This is a genomic window from Photobacterium gaetbulicola (assembly GCF_003025515.1).
Classification (GTDB): Bacteria; Pseudomonadota; Gammaproteobacteria; order Enterobacterales; family Vibrionaceae; genus Photobacterium; species Photobacterium gaetbulicola.
Genome location: NZ_PYME01000011.1, coordinates 47,048 through 67,163, shown reverse-complemented (window position 1 = coordinate 67,163; position 20,116 = coordinate 47,048). Strand labels below are relative to the sequence as shown.

The following is a 20,116-nucleotide window of genomic DNA, read 5'->3' as shown; positions in this document are numbered from 1 at the left end:
CTGAACTTAAATTACTGCCGTCTCGATTAAGTGCAATGCTGGTTTTGACATACTGGTTTGTTCAATGGGTGGATGATCCGATTCAATCATTCCTAATACCAATTGATTCCATATAATATCTTTCGCAAATGTAGTCACCTGATAATCGCTTTCATTACCGAACAATTGATATGACTTGGTGGCTATTGAAACATTCTGCCCACAGCAATAGTCAATATATATATCGACAATACCCAGCCTCAACAACACCTCAGGACTAACATTTTCGTAGTGGTGAAATTTCGCTTTGCTTGCTAGCTTTTGCTCCATCACTGTAATAAAAGAAAGATGCTCTACATGAAGCCCGCCCCTCACACCGACATTAATATTCTTTGTTAGACGGATACGATCATGGGTGGATACGCTAGATACACTTTGCGAGAATAGCTCTTTGCCAATTAACGAACGCGGCCTTGTCACAAGATCATATGGCGTACTTATCTCATGTACCTCGCCGCGGTCCATGCATACAACACGATCAGCAATCATATTGGATATACTCAACTCGTGTGTCACAACAACCACCGTACAATGACGTTCGGTCAGCCGTTTTATTGTCCCAATAACTTCCTGAGTACTGATGGTATCAAGAGCGGAAGTAGGCTCATCAAGCAACACCACTTCAGGCTCCATTGCCAAAGCCCTGAGTATCGATATTCGCTGTTTTTGCCCACCACTCAGTTCGTGGGGATAAGCATCAGCCTTATCGAGCAAGTTAAACTCTCGCAGCAAGTTCAATGCGAGGGTTCGCGCCTGCTTCATTGATATGCCTTTAACCCGACAAGGTGCCAACGCAATATTGTTAACAACGCTAAGGTGCGAGTACAGAAAAGGTTCCTGCAGTACCAGCCCTATCTGCCCGTTAAAAGTGCGACGTTGGACAGGCTCACCGTCGATGGAAATTGCACCTGCCGAGGGGTTCGTAAGTCCAGCGATCATCCTTAGCAGAGTACTCTTGCCTGACCCACTAGGTCCGCAAATAACGACAGCCTCACTAGATCTGATATCGAACGAGACGTTCGATATAACAGGGACTCCATCAAAGTGCTTACTAACATTATTAATTTCAATCATCTATCATCACTTTGTAGTCAACAAGTCGTGAAACAATCAACGGGCACAACCACGCACATACCGGTACTCCCATTAACGAACCAATTACATTGGCCATATCGGTGGCAGCTTAGGCTCGCCGGGCAAGGAGTACTGAGAAGATGGGCCAAACCACTTGTCGTAAATTGCTCGCCACTCACCTGAGAGGTGCATATCCCGCAGAATAAAGTTCACCTCATCGCGCAGTTTTGATTGATTTTCTGGTACACCAATAGAGAAGAATGTAGGGCTGAATATCTCTCCGACGGCTTCATACTGGCTGTCACCGCCTGACGTTCCTAACAAAATAACGGTGTCGTTGGTGTAGCCATCGACCTTATTCGTTTTTAATGCCAATAAACACTCTGCGTTGCTTTGAAAAGAAAGAATCTGTGGATTAGGATCGCCCAACTCGATGAGCTTCTCATGAAGAGCAGTGCGCGCATTGCTTCCCTGTACGACAGCAACCCGCTTACCGACGAAGTCTTGAAGAGAGCTAAAGCGTCCGCGCTTAGCCAATATACGCTTACCGTCATAAAGATAGACGTCGCTAAAATCGATCACCTTATCTCTTCCGACAGTGTGGTTCATACTGGAAATAACAATATCGACCTTGCCCGTAACCAGAAAACTAACTCGTGTTTTATTATTGACCTTAACCAAGTTAGCGGTTTTCCCCATGTGCTTTGCGATTGCAAACGCTAAATCCACATCGAAACCAGTATGTACGCCATCATCATCAATATAATTCATCGGCGGAACCATATACCCGACACCGATATTTATTTCCTCTCTAGCACTAATTTCATCAAATAAATTCCCGGCATGAATCTGAAGTGAACCGAGCGAAAAAAAAACAAAAAGAAAAGATACGATCCTACGCAAAACATCAACTCCATTGATTATTGATAGACGGGTTATTAATGACAATGAAAAAATAAAACTAAAAAAACAATAACAGTCTAGTCATGAGCATTCTTGATCAAAATCAATTAACATAAAGAACAATAAAAAACGCCAGCTAATAATGTTCGCGCAAAATTATATTTTTGGCCTTGTTTGCTAACAACAATATTAACGATATCGCTGTGTATATGTTTTTATTGACAAGATACAGGAAAGGTAGGATATATAATTTAGCTATTCGATATGAGTTGACCTAGAATGTCCGATATAAATAAAACACAAAAATCTTTAATCCTGTCATTGCTAGTTATTTTATGCACGATACCTTCATTAGCATCAGATAGTTATCTACCTGCACTGCCTTTGATGACAGAATATTTTGCTGCAACAACGAGTGTATTACAGTATTCTATTTCCATTTATTTCGTTGGATTTGCTATCGCCCAACTCGCTTACGGTCCTGCTTCTGATTATTATGGTCGAAAGCCTCTTATTATTTTCGGCTTGCTAATAGCATTATTAGGCTCCGCCATTTGCGCTTTATCTACCTCTATATCCACTTTTCTTCTGGGTCGATTCGTCCTTGGGGTCGGAGTCGCGGCCAGTATTCCTATCGGCCGAGTGATTTTGACTGACCTATATGACAAGAAAGACGTTTCGAAAGCAGCATCACTACTTAATACTATCTTTGCCGTCCTACCGGCTTTTTCTCCAATATTAGGCGCTTATCTAGTTAAATATTTTGACTGGCAATCCACATTCATTTTTGTGCTAATACTGTCGGCATTAGTATTGCTACTTATCCTACGCTTTTTACCAGAAACAAATCAGCAAAGATTTAGTAAAGACGCCAGTAAAGGTAAGCTCCTTGCAAACTATCGCCGCCTATTCGCCAGCCGCAGCTTCGTTGCCTATAGCCTGTGCACCTGTCTAGCCTATGCTGGTGTTATCGCTTATACCACCTCCAGCCCTTTTTTGTTCCAGAGCCTACTGGGTCTAACTATGGAACAATTTAGCTGGCTAACTATCACGATTACTCTCTCCTACATCACAGGAGGGTGGTTGAACAATCGCCTTATTGATAAACACACGATCGACCATGTGATTGCCATTGGCCTCACTACCATGTTGCTTTCCTCGTTGAGCCTGACATTTATTGGGGTGGTCGGTATTCTCAACCTCTACGCCTTGGTGATACCAATGTGCTTTTTCATGATCGGTACGCGGCTTATTTTTGCCAATGCCATGGCTGGCGCCCTGTCTGATTTTCGCGGCATAACGGGGGTCGCCTCATCGCTTTATGGTTTTTTTCAGATTGCCGGCTCGGTCCTCACCAGTGCTTTGATCGGGTATTTGCCCAAATCAAGCCAACTTCCGCTGGCGTTGGTTTTATTAGTCGGTAGCTCGTTTGCTTTGTGCCAGTTCCTGTACTTCATGCGACAAAACCAATTACTAATTTCAAACGAATTGAACTAACCCCCCCTGCTCGGCTATTACCCATCCCCTACTCAACACAGCATATAAGAAAATGCGGTGGGGCATCTAATGGTGGAAAGCTGAGTCAGATAGGTTTAAAGGAGCCCTAAGATTATGACGTTCCCTGAGCGCACCATCTACCTTCTGCATCGCCAATGCAGTGCAGATATCAGTATCGATTTTGCATTGTTGCGCCAGCACATCAAAGGCAAATTCTATCTCATCTGCTCAAATTGCTTTCGAAATAACCTTCGCCAGCAACGCAAGGACATCTACTTCGATGCGATACTCTCAGTCCCCTCTATGGATGATTTTTCAGCCATCACCGAGGCCATCGAGAGTAGCGTCGATATCCAGCATGAGCCATTCGATATCTTATCGATTGAAGAGCCTACCGTGTCACTGTGCGGCAAGCTAAAGCGCCATTATGGGCTTCAGGACTTTGACCATGAATCCTATGTCGATAAGCTCGAAATGAAAGCCCGGTTACGCAATAGCGGTATTGTGATCCCCAAGCATCAAGCATTATGCCGTCAAACCTGGCTTAATGACCCGATAGCCTATCTTGACCGGCTTGTCGCCACGATCCCTTTTCCCTGTTTTATCAAGCCTATTGATCAAGCCGGCGCGGTAAGAGCTGCAAGACTGGATAACCAGGATGCACTGGAGCACTGGCTCGCCAACTGGCAAGAAGACGGTTACCAGTACGAAATAGACGAGTTTATTAATGGCACCCTTTACCATTGTGAATCAATACTCCAGCACGGCGAAATCATCTATTCACAAGTAAACGAATACTCAACCCCATGCTTTAACATTACACTTGGTCAGGCTCTAGGTAGCATCACGCTGGCGGAAACCGATCCCGACCATATCAATATCAGCATCATGAGCAAAAAAATCCACGCCCTGCTAGCACCAATCAAGCATGGGGTTACTCATCTTGAAGTCTTTAAGAAACATGATGGCACTTTGGTATTTCTTGAAATTGCTTACCGTCCACCAGGCAACCTCGCTTCAGAGATGTATCTTCAGCGCTGCGGCATTCCGCTCAAAGAGATTCACATTTTAATTCAGGTTGATCCTGATATGGATCTTGAGTTCACGTCCACCAGCTTCGTCGCTCGCTATATCTACCCACTTCCTCCCACGGAGGGTATCGTCAGCCAGATCAATCCGCCTCAGTTAATTAGCGATTACCAGACTTTTTGGAATTACCAGGTTGACGATGCCGTCAATACCAACAAGGGTCTTTGTAAGAATGCGGGGAGAATGCTGTTGTGGAACGACGATGAAACGATACTACGTGCCGATTTTGAACGGCTGAGATCCTACTACCCATATACCGTTGCACCGTCATGCGAGGTTACGTCTGATGCCCAATTGTAAGGTTCTACTCGCCGGTATAGGAAAAGATTCTCATTCTGTTGGGCTCCACCTGCTTAAGCTCTCCTTGGCTGAGCGCGGTTTTGATGTTGACTTTCGGGGGATCCAAAACAATCCGGAAGACTTCAAGTCTCTGAGCAAAGATTACCAGCTCGTGATGCTCTCGACCCTAGATGGCCATGCTTCGCTGTATCTCCAGAATTTCACGATTAGTGAACACGACAAACAGGGGGCGCTCTGGGTGATCGGCGGCAATCTGACCATCGACGCCGAGCCCGGTGCTCTTGAGGCTGCATTCCAAACAAAGGGGTTCGACTTGGTGTACCCCAAATATGTCGATCTAACAACTTTCTTTTTGCAGTTGGAGCAGCTATTTACCCTCAATAACATAGCATTGCCCCTGCCAGATACAAAGCATGCCCAAACAGGAATCCACCAGCATTTGCTATCACGCATCGATGAACTGGAAGCAGGTAGCTCTTTCATGCGATCAAGAGCGAAAGTTCTGGCCTCGCACCCCAATGGGCAAGCGGCAGCCAACCTTCACCAGAACGGGCTTTTTCTTGCCGAGAAACCTTCTTTTAGCCATATTGTCAGCCACTCAAGATCCCTATGCCACCTTCCGCTCCTCCAACCGCGATCTGGCGTCTCCACCACCAGCGAACAATTGCGCTATTTCGAACACTTTACGTCTCTGGGCGTCGAGGTACTTTCATTTCAAATCGACTCGCTGACCCGCAATAATGATTACAACGGTGCAGAGCAAGGGCTAAACCAGAACAAACTCAACGGCTTTCCCCTGATCAATCATGGTGTTGGTCCGGTCAGAGCCATCTGTCAAGCTGTGGCTCCCCCGCTACAAGTTCGCCACAGCACCAAAGATCCTCGGCTGCTTGCTGAAATCAGCCTCGCGGCTGGCTGCACGTCTTTTGAGGGGGGGCCGATTTGCTATAACATTCCCTATTACAAAGACTATTCACTGGCCGAGTCGCTCAACCGCTGGGCTTACGTCGATCAACTGTGCGCCCATTATTACCAGTATCATGGTGTCGCAATTGACCGCGAGTTCTTTGGTACCCTGACCGGCACCCTTATTCCCCCCTCGCTGGCCATTGCCAGCAATATCCTTGAAATGCTGACGGCTATCAGCCATGGGGTCAAAAGCGTATCACTCGGCTACGCTGAGCAAGGTTGTCGCAGCCAAGATATCGCTGCAATCGCGGTGATGGGTGAACTTGCCAAGCAAACTGCCGCCGCTCACGGCTTTAATGACATCACCATACAAACTGTATTCCATCAGTACATGGCTGCCTTCCCGGCAACCCGTGCGCGTAGCGAACAACTCATCTATGCCTCAGCGCAGACAGCGGTACTCGCAGGGGCCGACCGTTTGCTCTACAAAACAGCAGCCGAATTCAATAATATTCCAACACTGGAGGACAACACTGAAGCATTCCAGTTGATTCAGCGCGCTATGCGTGACACTGCTACAGCCGACTGGGAAATGGTTAATATTGAAAAAGAGATTATTTATCAAGAGACCACCGAGCTGCTATCGACCATTCTCGGTCACCAGGCGGACTACCGCGACGCGATTATTAACGCCTTTAACCGCGGCTGGCTTGATATCCCCTTTTCGCCGAGCCTATATAGTATGGGCAGAGTTACAACCGCCAGGGATAATAGTTACGCGGTACGCTATCTTGACTGTGGCAACCTCCCTCTTTCCGCCGCGAGCAAAAAGCGCAACTCCGATATGGTTGAAGCAAAGAAAGAGAAACTCAATATCTCCAGCAATGCCGATTTGCTCGAACATGACTTGTTACTAATACCCAGAGGCCAGTATCGACACTGGCCTCTGTCCTGAACCAAACACTCAAGAGTTATGATTCTTATTCAGAAATACACATTGCTATCTTTGTTTCGACAGACACAATCGATTAATCAACAGGGAACACTATGAGTTGGCACCTTTCTTATTATCAAACAGGCGACTTAGTATCACGCTATGATTATCAAATATATTTTGAGGACTTCAGGATCAATAACGAAATTGAGGTTGTTAGTCGACTATTGACACAACATAATATTTCTAATATTACTCTTTTGAATCTCGCTTGCGGTCCAAATGCTGCGCATAGTATCGCCTTGGTAAAAGAACACGCCATCTCATATGTTGATCATATCGACATTAACAAGCAGTTCCTTGAACTTAACAGAACACATTTCAATGCTACACACAAACACCATCAAGCATGGTTAGATGACGAAAAATGTCAATATATTGAGATGGATATGCAGGCATTAGAGCAGCAAAAGACAGATAGAAAATACAACTGCATATGCTTATTTGGCAACAGTTTTGGCTTCTTCGAGCATTCAGTCAACCTGACAGTATTAAAAAGCCTCTACCAACGACTGGATAATGGCGGCTTACTATTCCTTACCGTTCCAAAATACAACATCAATCTCGCTAGAAATAAATCCAACCCTTTTACGTTTAGTGTAAACAAAGAAGATGGGACTGTATTCAAAAGCTCTCGTACTTATAACAAGGATACTCAACAATCAGACTGCATCACGGAAAAATATATCAATGGCCTACTCGAAGAGACAACCCATCGTTCTATAGCAATATACCCGATAGAAATTAATGAGCCAGGAAAATACTCTTATCGAAAATTTCAACAATTATTGGGCTTTCGCAGTGTCGAACTTGAAAAGTTGCCACATAATCCAAATTCAAATGGATTGATGATGGATTTGGACATGATCGTTTTTCAAAAGTAATCGCCACCGAGTCACTTTATCTGTCAGTGGCCACTTTCCGCCGTGGCCACTGCGTGTCGATTTAAAAGCACTGCTTGCGTCAAACTTCTGCGATCATTTCTGCTTCGCTTTCACCCGCTTGATCTTGTTCATCACCGGGTAGCCGTCGTCAATCAGCTCATTGACGAACGTCGATGGTTTCTGCGGCTCGGCGCAGACCCAAACGTGCTTCTTGGCACGGGTCAGTGCGACGTAGAACAACCTGCGCTCTTCGGCATCGGTGAAACTTTCCCCGCGGGCCTGGAGGCAAGCGGCGAGGCCAGTATCGCGGTCTGGAGCCGGAAATACACCGCGATTCACATCCAGAATGAACACGAAATCGGCTTCACGCCCCTTGCTGGCGTGGCAGGTCATGAAGCTAATGCCAAGATGAGGCCACTTTTCCTGCCACTGCTTGAGCTTCTCCGGGCGCTGGTTGTTGTTGCGTCCCAGTAGCAAGGTGGTCACTTCGCCTTTTTGCTGCGAGGCCAGTTGAGCCAGCTCCTGGTCGATCAAGTCCTGGCACAGCAACGTCACGGCTTTGCGCTTTTGCTTCTTGAAGCTAGTGAGATCTTTTTTCAGCTGGTTCGGGTTTTGCTGGATAAACGCATTGGCCACTTCACCAATCATGCTATTGAAACGGTAGGTGGTATCCAGCTCGGTAATATGACTGGCACCAAAACGCTGTTCAAAGCCAGTGGTCAGGTTCACATCGGCTCCGGCAAAGCGGTAGATAGCCTGCCAGTCATCCCCAACCGCAAACAAGGTTGGTCGCTGGTCTTTGTCGCCAACATGACAGAGCGCTTCGATCAGGGCCAAACGGTGCGGCGAGATATCTTGGTATTCATCGACCATGACAAACGTCCACGGCGGGGTGAACTTGCCCTCTTTGACGTATTCGGTCGCCCTTTGGATCATGGTGTTGAAATCAATCTGCTTGTTGGCCTTCAGGTGCTGCTCATAGGCGCGGTAGCATGGCCACAGCAGTGCCAGCTCACTCTTCATTCGCGCCCGGGCAGATTCATTCTCATGCTTTTCGATACTCTCAACCAGCTGAGACTTGTTGGCCCCGCGCTGGCCAATTAACTCGATATGACGCCATACCCAAGCTGCCAGTTGTTCACTCTTGGCCTGCTTTTCCATCGAGTTGTCCGCTTTGAAGCCCGGAATGCGCCATTGGGTCAGGTGCTTCTGCCAGCGCTTGGCCGAAGCAGCGCTTTCCCACTGCTCGGTCAGCACTTGGGCAATCCACTTGGCACGCTCTTTGTCGTCCAAAGTGATCGGCGAGACACTTGGCATCTCGCTCTCGACTGCCTTGATGATTTGAGTGCCCAAACTATGGAAAGTCGCCACCTTGATGCGATCGCTGACTTTGGCCGCCAGTCTCTCGCTCATCTCCTCGGCGGCTTTGCGGCCAAACGCCAGCATCAGGATCTCTTCGGGCTGACTCTGCTGATTGGCAATCAGGTAGGCGGCACGAGCAATCAATACGCTGGTTTTCCCCGTACCAGCACCGGCCAGCACTAGGTTATGATCCTGGTTAATCAACACCGCTTCGCGCTGGGACGGGTTTAACGGCGACGATTCAAACTTATCGAACCACGACGACCATTTATCGGTTTCTTTTTCCAGCCATTGGTTGTTGGCTTCTTCCACCCATTCTTCATTGCCTTCCAGCCAAGGTTCAACCTTCTCGAACGCCAGCGGACGGAACGATGCCGCCAGCTCGCGGCTAAGACCAGTCGAAGCCAATGCGTTATCGAGATAACGGTGTAATTGACGATGGGAAGATTCACGTAGGTAGCCGTCGGCTTGGGCATAACAATCAATGCGTTCAAGCATCACTGGCAGCAGGTTATCGAGCTTTTCGACCCGGCCTTGCGCCCAGTTGCGGTAGGCTTCGAGCAACATATTGGCAAAGGCCTTACATTGCTGCCATGGCAGGCCATGTACCGTCCAGCAGTACTCCTGATCCGCTGAGGTCAATTCAAAGCTGCCCCATAACACACCGCGGTGAACGTCTATGGCCCCATCCCACTCATCAAAGGGAATTTCTTCTGTCTCTGTCTGGCTATCAAGCACCAAACAATTGTCACCAAGAGCAATACTGCAATAATCACCTTGGGCGAGCCATTGGGCCAACCACCCTGCTGTCAAACGCATTCTGTCACCAACACTCAATATTCTTCTTCTACCGCACTAACTATTGCGCTATTGCGCTATTGCGCGCGTTATTAGACATTTATAGCCTATTAACGGAATAACAATTTGGACTTAGAGTACCAAGTTCTCTAGATATACCCTAGCGTCCAGAAAACCTTTTAGGTAAATTTTTTGCTAAAAAAAATCGGGATTCTGACCTTACAAGGTGACTTTTGCACAGGTTGCGGGTAATTCACACTAACACCGTTTATCGTCAATCAGGGGCTTGGCCTTAAGCACCGACACCCGAACAGTCTTTCGCCCCAGCAGTAGCAAGAAACGATAAACTGCATTTTTTTTAGGGTTTTATAACGCTTGTTTACTGAAGTTTGCTATCTTTAGCGCTTCATTAGGAAGACCATAAAAACAATGACAACTAGCCGCTTACAATTAACTCTGCGTCGTTACTGGGCAAACGACCGGATAAACTACAGCATTCGTGTACTTATTGCCCTGGTTGGGGTTGCTCTGCCTTGCTGGTATCTTCAAGCAACCACCGAGGTTACACCGTTAGTCTTGGGCATCATTGCCTCGGCGCTGGCCGAAACCGATGACAACCTGGCAGGGCGGATCAAAGCATTGATCACCACCCTGCTTTGTTTCGTGCTTGCCGCTTTCTCGATTGAACTATTGTTTCCCTACCCGCCGCTGTTTGCCATCGGGCTGTTTACTTCAACCTTTGGCTTTATCATGTTGGGGGCGATGGGTGCCCGCTATGCCAGTATCGCCTTTGCTTCACTGCTGCTAGCTGTCTATACCATGCTGGGCGCGGCGCAAAGCCCGAACCTGTGGTACCAACCGATGTTACTGCTCGGCGGCGCAACCTGGTATGGGTTGCTGTCGCTCAGCTGGCAGGTACTGTGGCCGAACCAGCCGGTTCAGCAGAGCCTGTCGAAAGTCTTTACCGAGCTGTCCTGCTACCTCGATAGCAAGAGCCAGCTGTTCGAGCCGGTGGCCGATTTAGTTCCTCAGCCACTGCGGCTTCAAGCGGCTACCAAGAATGCCAAGGTGGTCAGTGCGCTTAACGACGCCAAGGCTACCTTGCTTCACCGCGCCCGTCGCGGCCACCCAAATGAAACGGGGGATAAATTCCTCAATATTTACTTCTTGGTACAGGACATCCACGAGCGGGCCAGCTCATCTCACTACCGCTACCAAGATCTCGCGGCGGAATTCCAACGCAGTGACGTGCTATTCCGATTCCAGCGGCTCCTGACCCGGCAAGCCAATGCCTGCCGGGAGATTGCCCGAGCCCTGGCCATGGGTAAGCCCTATAGCCACGCTATCGACAGTGTAAAGGCCCTGGACGAACTACAAGAATCCTTGCTTTACCTGAAAAGCCAGAACGATCCCAAACGGCGCGTGTATATCAACCAGCTCGAATATCTGTTCAACAACCTTGCGACGGTTGAACGCCAGTTGTCGAACGTCAGTAACCCGGATGTTTCGACCACGGACAGCGCCCGTGATAACGAGTTATCGGACACTGAAGCGCGCAGCATGAAAGAGCGCTGGCAGCGGATCCGTGCTCAGCTTGATCCTAGTTCGATGCTGTTCCGCCATGCATTGCGAATGGCCATCGCCCTCACCGTAGGTTACGGCATCATTCTTGGCCTCGACCTGGAGCGGGGGTACTGGATTTTGCTTACTACCCTGTTTGTCTGCCAGCCGAACTACAGTGCAACCCGCCAGCGCCTCAAGCAGCGGGTGATAGGCACCATCGCCGGTTTGCTGATCGGCATGCCGTTACTGTTCCTGTTTCCGGGCCAAGAAGGGCAACTGGTACTGATGGTCTTTACCGGGGTGATGTTCTTTGCCTTCCGTACTGCCAACTATGGAGTGGCCACCATGTTCATCACCCTGCTGGTACTGTTCTGTTTCAACCAGCTCGGTGAAGGCTTTGCGGTGATCCTGCCTCGCCTCGGCGATACCCTGCTCGGCTGCTTGCTGGCAGTAATGGCGGTCAGCTTTATCTTACCGGACTGGCAAGCCCGTCGCTTGCACAAGGTCATGGCGGCAGCCGTAGAGACAAACCGTGATTATCTGGCACAAATCATTGGCCAGTACCGTATCGGGAAAAAAGACAGCCTGAACTACCGAATTGCCCGCCGTGATGCCCACAATACCGATGCCCAGCTCAGCACCGCGATCAGCAACATGCTGCTGGAGCCCGGGCGCTACCGGATGGCCACCGATGAAAGCTTCCGATTCCTGACGCTCAACCATGCCATGCTGAGCTATATATCAGCCCTTGGTGCCCACCGCACCCAGCTGGAAGATGAAAGTACGCATCATTTGGTCTCGCAGGCCCACAGGCAGATCCACCAGCACTTGGATTGTTTGGCAGCGCAACTTGCCGGTAATCAGTGTGCTCAGGCACCGGAGTCCGACAGCGAGCTGGAACAGCGCCTATCGCTGTGGCGCGATGAGGATTCGACATCGGCCCGTATGGTGCTGCAGCAATTGCACCTGATCCAGCGCATGCTGCCTGAGCTTAACTCACTCGCCAACAAGCTGGCGGCGCGGACCCGCCAAACAGCCCAGTCAAAAAATGAAAAAGCCGCGTAACCGCGATTGAGAGTTACCCCTCAATAACGCCATCACAAACCGCCAGTGGTTGTGATGGCGTTTTTTGCTGAGGGAGTACGGACTCGCTATTCATTATCAAGCCTATTCTTTGTCAAAGCTATCGACGACGATAGCCCCCATCGAAGCTGGCATAGCGATAACAATAATCCGCTTGAACGAAGTCAGCGGATCGGAGAGCAAAGGTAATTTATCCAGCGCCACTAGGATAAGGGACACAACCACCGCCGTAATCAGGTAAGCAATGACAATACGAAAGACGAAGCCGGCAAGCCTGTGGCGTATGTTTTTCTGAAATACACTTTCATAGGTGAAGACACCCAGGAAAAACACCGCAAGGCAAAACAGCATAACCAAGTTAGGGAGCGGAAGGGTTTCCCCTAGCCGCCAAGCTTCTTCGGAAAAGGAAATCGGGACAGCAAGGGCAAATGCGCCAACACACACTTGGCTTGCGTCCTCCATATTGAAATTCAACATGATGTTATCCAGCAAAATTACCGTACAACACCATCATGGCTCATTGCATAACAAAATGATAAATTTGTTTTAGTAACAACGGGTAAAATTACCCTGCTGCTGCCACAAACGCCATTTCAACCAACAGGCTCGGGTCGGCAAGTTCAACTTTGACACAGGCGCGGCTCGGGGCGCAGCCTTGCGGCAGCCAAGCTTCCCATGCGACATTGAGCGCATCGAAGTTGGCAAAATCGGTAACGTAAATAGTGACTGACAACAAGCGGGATTTATCGCTGCCAACACTGGCCAGCATTGCTTCGGCCTGGGCAAAAATCTGGTTGACCTGACCAGTCATGTCGGCGCTGGTGTCCTGCTCGGCCACTTCGACGAAATGTGCGATACCATTGAAGACAGTCACATCAGACCATCGCTTGGTCGGGTTAATTCGCTGAATATCCATTCTACTTTCCTTTGATACCCAAAGTTTGGCACTTGGGTTTATTGATTGTTAGGACGATATAATAGCGAAAAATCGGCTTGGCATTGTCGGCTAACTCACTCAGAAACGTAACTATTTATAAATGCCAGGTTATAAATGCCAAGCGACTAGGCTAATTCACGGTCTTAACGGTAATGTGCCTCTACCAGAGGCTTGCCTTCGCTATTGACCAGCCTCAGCTCCCCTTCCCTCGCCTCACTTTCGCAAAACTCCAAGTCTGCCGTTGAAGGCAAAAACGCCGGGCGACGGAAGGTAAACTCAGCTTGGCTAATTGGAGACTCAATAGCAGCAAACATCCGTGCGACAGAATACATGCCGTGAATGATCGGTGCATTGAAGCCAAATGGCTTGGCGGTCAACCAATGAAGATGAATAGGATTGTAATCCCCCGAAACGGCCGCATAGCCTCTCGCTATCTGGGGCGTTAGAGTCAACGTCTTCAGCTTGGTCCAAGCAGGGCATTGTTCTTCAATCTCTGACGTTGACTCATTTTGGTCTTTACGGTTAACTGGCGTCTTACCTCGCAACAGGCAACGGCTGCGATAGCCAGCCTGATACACGCCATCGAGCGCAAAACGCCCTTCCAACTCAAATTCCATGCCCTTTTCGGTTTGATTGCATTCGATAACACCAAGCGAGAAGTCATAGGCCTTGCCGATTTGCAGTGGGGCTTGTTGATGAAAACTAACATGGGTATGGATCATGCCCAGCAGTGTCAAAGAAACGGATGGATGGGTCAGCAACAGTAACTGGGCGGGTTGGGTGGCCACAAACAAGTAAGGGAGCGGTAACCGACCCTGAGGCAAGCCACAGCATGTGTTGTAACGGTTGACGCTCTCGCTTTCGAACGTAAAGCCATCGATAGCCACAGTTATCGATGGCAAAGGATCTCTTCCCTTTTTCAGTATTGCTTTCGCCAATAGCAACATGGAAGACGGTAACTGGCTTTGCTTGATGGTAATGGTGGTCACAGCAACACCCTAGATTGAATTAACAGAGGCCGAGCAAAAGGAGTGCCCTTCGTTTTTCTGTTTATCTCATATTTCCCTTCATCCAGACTACCGCTTTTACTTAGTTGGACAATTAAATCAATTCACGCAACTAAGTGCCTCAAAAACGCACCAAGCAGAACAATCAAACAACAAAACACCAACAAAACAAACAGACAAACCAAAAAATACCATCAATACGTTTAAATCAACCACAAAAAGAACTAGAATCCAGCACCTTGTAAATCCAACACCGAATTACCATGATTGATCTAGCCATTTTACCTGTTTACTTGACTGCCGTTATCGCCCTGCTGCTCATCCCTGGCCCTGACATGCTGCTCATCGCCAGCTCCAGCCTGAGCTACGGTAAAAAGGTGGGGGTCTTTGCCAGCCTGGGCAATGCCACCTCAGGATTGATCCTTACCCTGCTGGCAGCCATGGGCGTCTCGGCATTGATTGCCATGAACCCAATCGCCCTGCAGGTGCTTCGTTTACTTGGCGGTGCCTACCTGCTAAAAATGGGCTGGGACTGTATGCGTACCCAACCTTCTGATGCGCCAAGCCTTGAGCAAAGCAGCAGTGTAGCCAAAACCTTGTACCGCCGAGCGGTGATCAGTAATTTGCTTAACCCTAAAGCGCTAATTTTCTTTGTTCTGTTCCTGCCGCAGTTTGTATCCACTCAGGTTACGGCGACTTCCGGTGAACAAATGCTAGTGCTAGGTCTGCTATTGAATGTACTGGGTCTGTTATTCAACCTGTTCTTGGTCACCATGATCGGCAGCCTGGGCCAGCCACTGCTGAAGAACGAAAAATTCCGTACCAACCAGCACAAGTTCATGGGGCTTATCTTTTTCGTCTTGGCGATCTGGCTATTGGCCTCACAGGTACCGGCGGTTTAAGGCTCTGTGCCCTACCACCTCGTTACAATAAATAAGGGCATCTCGAGAGATGCCCTTATTACTCATAACTTTTAAGCCCTGCCTACTTGGCAATCAAGATAATCCGAGTTTCATACGGCTTCAGAGTGAAACTGTTTTGCTGAGCCGCCTTCATCGATTCGGCGTAGTTCGACAGCAAGCATTCACCACTGACGACAGCCAACCCTTCAGGTAGATGGCATTCGACCTCGTCACCATAGTAGTTGTTCACACACAACAAAATCTGGCTGGCTGACTCGCGTTTGTAGCAGAAGATACGATCGTGCTCCGGCATCAGGTCGGTGTAGTCTCCGTCGGTAATAACGGCAACCTCTTTACGCAACTGGATAAGCTGGCGGTAGAAATGGAACACAGAGTTCTGATCTGCAACCGCGGCTTTGGCATTGATCTGCTTATAGTTCTCTGCCACTTGCAGCCAAGGTTGTGCCTTGGAGAAACCGGCATAGTCGCTATCGTCCCACTGCATCGGGGTACGGGAATTATCGCGGGATTTTTGCGCCAGAATCGCCATCATCTCATCGTGACTCACCCCTTGCTGATTCACCATGATGTCGTACATGTTGGTGCTTTCCACATCGCGGTACTGGTCAATCGAGGTATACCCCGGATTGGTCATACCGATTTCTTCACCTTGGAAGATATACGGGGTGCCCTGCATCATATGCACTGACGCCCCCAGCATCTTGGCCGATTCAATTCGGTAGTTAACATCGTCACCCAAACGGCTAACCACCCGAGGTTGGTCATGGTTACACCAGAACAGTGCGCCCCATCCTTTGCCATTCAAACCAAGCTGCCAGTGGTTGAAAATAGATTTAAGCTGATGGAAATCAAACGGTGCCTTGGTCCACTTCTCGCCATTGGGGTAATCAACTTTCAAGTGGTGGAAGTTAAACACCATCGACAGCTCTTTGCCATCGAGCGATGAATATTGCAGGCAGTGCTCAAGCGTTGTCGAAGACATCTCGCCAACGGTCACTGAGCCATACTGCTGGAACACCGCTTCACTGATTTCCTGCAGGTATTCATGAACACGAGGGCCATCGGTATAAAAACGGCGACCATCGCCAATGTCGTCGTTCGGGAAGTCTTGCTGCTTGGAAATCAAGTTGATCACATCCAGGCGGAAGCCATCGACCCCTTTCTCGGCCCAGAAGTTGATCACCTCTTTGACCTCTTCACGAACCTTCGGGTTTTCCCAGTTCAGATCAGCCTGTTCTTTGGCAAACAAGTGTAAATAATATTGGCCGGTGGCCTCGTCCAGTGCCCAGGCATTGCCACCGAATTTCGACTGCCAGTTGGTCGGCTCAGCGCCGTCAACCGGATCTTTCCAAATATAATAATCACGGTATGGGCTGTTCCTGTCACCCAGCGCCGACTGGAACCAGGCATGCTCGGTTGAAGTGTGGTTAACGACAATATCCATAACAATCCTGATGCCGCGCTGATGCGCCTGCGCCAGCAATTGGTCAAAATCGGCCATGGTGCCGAACTCTGGGTTGATATTGTAGTAGTCGGAAATATCGTAGCCGTTATCAATCATTGGCGAGCTATACACCGGCGTCAGCCAAAGCGCATCGACACCCAATGTTTTGAGGTAGTCTAGCTTAGCAATGATCCCTTGAATATCACCGGTTCCCTTGCTGCCACTGTCACAGAAGCTTTTTGGATAAATCTGGTAAATCGTAGCGGTACGCCACCATTCAAGTTGCTCTTTCAACATAATAACCTGCACACTTAACAAATCAGAAAAAGGTAGCTGGCCATTTAAACCGTTCCGACCAGCTACAAAATTACTCAGGGAGGCGATTGCCACTAGGCCGTTGCTTCACTCAACTCGCCTTTTGCTTCAGCACGCTTGTACATGAACAAGGTCAGTGCCATCGGTACCACAACGGCAACCACCATAGCGATGAAATACACTAGCCAGTACTGCGGCTGAATAGATAGGATGCCCGGTAGGCCACCGACACCGATACCGTTCGCCATCACACCTGCGCTACCACAAATAGCCGCGGCAATCGCCGAACCAATCATTGCGCTCAGCATCGGGAACTTGTACTTAAGGTTAATACCGTACATGGCAGGCTCGGTGACCCCCAAGTACGCAGAGATGGCAGCCGGTACCGAAATTTCACGCTCATTGGTTTTCTTGCTGATAATGATGATGCCAACAACCGCAGAAGCCTGAGCAATGTTAGATAGGGCAATCAATGGCCAGATCGGTGTCCCCCCCATAGATTGCATCAGCTGCAAGTCCACGGCGTTCGTGGTGTGGTGGATACCGGTAATAACCAGCGGGGCATACAGGAAGCCGAAGATCATCGCCCCGAAAATGGCAAAGTCACCGGTCATTGCAGCTTGAGCCGCATACCCCACACCGTCGCCAAGCATACGGCCGAATGGACCGATGAATGCGTGGGCCAAAATAACCGCCGTAATGATTGAAACAAACGGGACAATCACCAGGTAAAGGTACGCAGGAATCACTTTTTTCAAGTTGGTTTCAATCAGAGCCAAGGCAATACCCGCTAACATTGCTGGAATGACCTGCGCCTGATAACCGACCTTTTCAATGGTGAACAGGCCGAAGTCCCACACTTCCGGCAATTGCTGGCCTATCAGGTAGGCATTCATCAACTGTGGGGATACCAATGTGACACCCAGCACGATCCCCAGAATTGGCGTACCGCCCAGTTTTTTCACGGTTGACCAGCACACACCAACCGGCAGGAAGAAGAAGATCGCTTCGCCAATCAGCCATAGGAAAGAGTGAACCGTCGCCCAAAACTGGCTGATTTCTGTCAGGGTTTGGCCATCGAACATCTTGATGTCGCCGATGACATTGCGGAAACCGAGGATCAAACCACCGGTGATAATCGCTGGAAGCAATGGGACAAAGATTTCAGCAAGATGGGAGATCCCACGCTCCAGCAAACTCATATTCTGACGGGCAGCGACTTTGGCTTCGTCCTTGCTGGCCCCCGATTGACCGGTATATTCATTCAGCGCTTTATACACTTGATCAACTTCAGTCCCGATCACTACCTGAAACTGGCCAGCATTGGTAAAACAACCTTTTACCATGCTCAGTTTTTCAATTTCCTTAGTTTGCGCCTTGTCTGTGTCAGCCAGTACAAAACGTAAACGGGTCAGGCAGTGGCTGACGCTTGCAATGTTGTCCTTACCGCCGATTAACTCGACCAAACGCTCTATCTGCTGTTGGTTAATCTTACTCATGCCGATTGTCCATCGTTATAAAAATAGGAATGTGTTGGGTTGTCTGTCTTTGTTCACTTTCAAATGAATGGGAATGTTCCCACTTGATATCGCAAATATTGTCAGATCCGCTGACCGATGAAAATGGGAACATTCCCATTTCGTGAATCAGTTCACAACCTACATGTATAGATTAATAGCAAACCTATGATTTAGATCCTGCGGTATCGCCTAGCAAGCTCCCGCTTAGTATGACGCTTGCTGAATGAGGTGAGTAATTTCTTGCTGGCCCGACAGCTGCTTTATCAGCAATTGGGCCGAGGCTTTGCCGGCCTCAAAGTAGCCCGGATCAATACTGAAGGTATTAGGAAACAGAAACGACAGCAGATCCGTGGCCCCTACCCCAGAGACCTGAATATCAGTTCGGTCCAGTTCCTGAAGGCGTTTGGCGACCCCCATTGCCAAGGTATCACTGGCACAGACAATCGCTTCAGTGCCCTCGCTGAGCACCTGATCGGTAATATGGTAAGCGCTGTCATAGCTCAACTGGCCGGTCCGGTAACACGGTTCAATCCCCAGCTTACGACAGCTCTCAAGGTAGGCATTAAGGCGCAGCAGACCTGTAGTTCGATCGGATTCATCCACCCCGATATAGCTAATGCTTTGCTTGCCACATGAGACCAGCTTGTCCATGGCAAGTGCTATCAAGCCCTGGTGGTCATAATCGACAGAAGAAATAGTATCGGTATCGGTGGCGATAACCACCGCTTTATGGCCAAGCAGTTCAATACGGCTCAGATCACAGCCCGAGAAACCGAATACAATCACCCCATCAACATTGCGCTTTTGCAATACCGCTAAGTGCTCATTGGTCTTTTCAGCACTGAACTGGCTTTCCATGATCACCGCGTCATAGCCGGCTTTGTAGATAACATCCAAAATACCGCTGACCGCCTTGTTTTCGGAGGGAGAATCCAGGCGAGAGAGAATGATCCCAACCACCTTGGCACTCCCTCCGCGCATCGCCTGGGCTGACTTAGACGGCACGTAACCGGACTCACGGATCACCTGCTCGACTTTCTCTCTGGTCGCTGGCTTTACTTTAGGATCATTGGTCAGTACTCGGGAAACGGTGGATTTGCCAACACCTGCCAGCTTGGCAATGTCTAGGATTGTAAGTTTCTGGGTCATAATCATTCTGGTCAATAGGGCAACAGCCTAGTTACCCCCTATTGTCACTGACACCGCGATAATTTCAATCCTTTTCCTGCAACAAATCAGCAGGCTGCTGCCAGCTACACAACTTTCTGCCAAATATTGTTCGCCAAGCGGAACAAAACTTCATTTTTTCTGACAAACACTGACATGGTTCAGACATTTCTTTGAATTGATTGAATTAAGTTAGTGGATAAGCGGTCACAAAAGAAAGCAACAAGCACAAATAACATGAGCATACGCAACAGTGTGACTTGATTTTAATGAACACTGTCCGCATATATAAAGAATGACAAATATAA

At 48.8% G+C, this 20,116-nt stretch carries 15 protein-coding genes; 6 read left to right on the top strand and 9 right to left on the bottom strand.

Annotated features, from left to right (window positions below; all coding sequences use genetic code 11):
* Window positions 1-6: 6 nt before the first annotated feature.
* Together C9J03_RS11445 and C9J03_RS11440 are read right to left on the bottom strand one after the other, a co-directional pair.
* Window positions 7-1,113, bottom strand: a complete 1,107-nt coding sequence (locus C9J03_RS11445) for an amino acid ABC transporter ATP-binding protein (RefSeq protein ID WP_052829811.1) — start codon at window positions 1,111-1,113, stop codon at window positions 7-9.
* Window positions 1,114-1,197: 84 nt separating this feature from the next.
* The gene (locus C9J03_RS11440) at window positions 1,198-2,016 is read right to left on the bottom strand and encodes a transporter substrate-binding domain-containing protein (protein ID WP_052829812.1); all 819 of its coding nucleotides are present in this window, start codon (window positions 2,014-2,016) and stop codon (window positions 1,198-1,200) included.
* Window positions 2,017-2,295: 279 nt separating this feature from the next.
* Here C9J03_RS11440 and C9J03_RS11435 point away from each other — a divergent pair, with 279 nt between their 5' ends.
* The 4 genes from C9J03_RS11435 (at window position 2,296) to C9J03_RS11420 (ending at window position 7,689) form a co-directional block, all read left to right on the top strand.
* Window positions 2,296-3,513, top strand: a complete 1,218-nt coding sequence (locus C9J03_RS11435) for a multidrug effflux MFS transporter (RefSeq protein ID WP_082060647.1) — start codon at window positions 2,296-2,298, stop codon at window positions 3,511-3,513.
* A gap of 114 nt (window positions 3,514-3,627) precedes the next feature.
* On the top strand, window positions 3,628-4,902 hold the full coding sequence (locus tag C9J03_RS11430; protein ID WP_044623751.1) for an ATP-grasp domain-containing protein: 1,275 nt from the start codon (window positions 3,628-3,630) through the stop codon (window positions 4,900-4,902).
* A complete protein-coding gene (locus tag C9J03_RS11425) occupies window positions 4,889-6,766 on the top strand; it encodes a hypothetical protein (RefSeq protein ID WP_052829813.1) in 1,878 nt (625 codons plus the stop codon). The genes C9J03_RS11430 and C9J03_RS11425 overlap by 14 nt, the downstream gene beginning before the upstream one ends.
* A gap of 92 nt (window positions 6,767-6,858) precedes the next feature.
* Window positions 6,859-7,689 (top strand): class I SAM-dependent methyltransferase, encoded by an 831-nt coding sequence (locus C9J03_RS11420; protein ID WP_044623752.1) that lies wholly within the window; start codon window positions 6,859-6,861, stop codon window positions 7,687-7,689.
* Window positions 7,690-7,782: 93 nt separating this feature from the next.
* On the opposite strand, the gene helD is transcribed toward C9J03_RS11420, so the two are convergent.
* A complete protein-coding gene (helD, locus tag C9J03_RS11415) occupies window positions 7,783-9,870 on the bottom strand; it encodes a DNA helicase IV (RefSeq protein WP_044623753.1) in 2,088 nt (695 codons plus the stop codon).
* Window positions 9,871-10,278: 408 nt separating this feature from the next.
* Between helD and yccS the strand changes: the two genes are divergently transcribed.
* Entirely contained in the window at window positions 10,279-12,477 is a 2,199-nt protein-coding gene (gene yccS / locus C9J03_RS11410; protein WP_044623754.1) for a YccS family putative transporter, read from the top strand.
* A 102-nt stretch (window positions 12,478-12,579) separates the two neighbouring features.
* Here yccS and C9J03_RS11405 read toward each other — a convergent pair whose 3' ends face one another.
* The 3 genes from C9J03_RS11405 to C9J03_RS11395 all read right to left on the bottom strand — a co-directional run bounded on the left by C9J03_RS11405 (window position 12,580) and on the right by C9J03_RS11395 (window position 14,421).
* Window positions 12,580-12,975, bottom strand: coding sequence for a DUF2391 family protein (locus C9J03_RS11405; RefSeq protein ID WP_107291708.1), 396 nt, complete (start codon window positions 12,973-12,975; stop codon window positions 12,580-12,582).
* Window positions 12,976-13,060: 85 nt separating this feature from the next.
* On the bottom strand, window positions 13,061-13,411 hold the full coding sequence (locus tag C9J03_RS11400; RefSeq protein WP_044623755.1) for a RidA family protein: 351 nt from the start codon (window positions 13,409-13,411) through the stop codon (window positions 13,061-13,063).
* 164 nt (window positions 13,412-13,575) lie between these two features.
* The gene (locus C9J03_RS11395; protein WP_044623756.1) at window positions 13,576-14,421 is read right to left on the bottom strand and encodes a MaoC family dehydratase; all 846 of its coding nucleotides are present in this window, start codon (window positions 14,419-14,421) and stop codon (window positions 13,576-13,578) included.
* A 281-nt stretch (window positions 14,422-14,702) separates the two neighbouring features.
* Here C9J03_RS11395 and C9J03_RS11390 point away from each other — a divergent pair, with 281 nt between their 5' ends.
* Window positions 14,703-15,341 (top strand): LysE family translocator, encoded by a 639-nt coding sequence (locus C9J03_RS11390; protein WP_044623757.1) that lies wholly within the window; start codon window positions 14,703-14,705, stop codon window positions 15,339-15,341.
* Between the two features lie 82 nt (window positions 15,342-15,423).
* On the opposite strand, the gene treC is transcribed toward C9J03_RS11390, so the two are convergent.
* The 3 genes from treC to treR all read right to left on the bottom strand — a co-directional run bounded on the left by treC (window position 15,424) and on the right by treR (window position 19,790).
* The gene (gene treC / locus C9J03_RS11385; RefSeq protein ID WP_044624555.1) at window positions 15,424-17,103 is read right to left on the bottom strand and encodes an alpha,alpha-phosphotrehalase; all 1,680 of its coding nucleotides are present in this window, start codon (window positions 17,101-17,103) and stop codon (window positions 15,424-15,426) included.
* A gap of 92 nt (window positions 17,104-17,195) precedes the next feature.
* Window positions 17,196-18,620: a PTS trehalose transporter subunit IIBC gene (treB, locus tag C9J03_RS11380; protein ID WP_044623758.1), complete on the bottom strand. Its 1,425-nt coding sequence runs from the start codon at window positions 18,618-18,620 to the stop codon at window positions 17,196-17,198.
* Window positions 18,621-18,845: 225 nt separating this feature from the next.
* Complete coding sequence (gene treR / locus C9J03_RS11375) at window positions 18,846-19,790, bottom strand: trehalose operon repressor TreR (protein WP_044624556.1); 945 nt, start codon at window positions 19,788-19,790, stop codon at window positions 18,846-18,848.
* Window positions 19,791-20,116 lie beyond the last annotated feature (326 nt).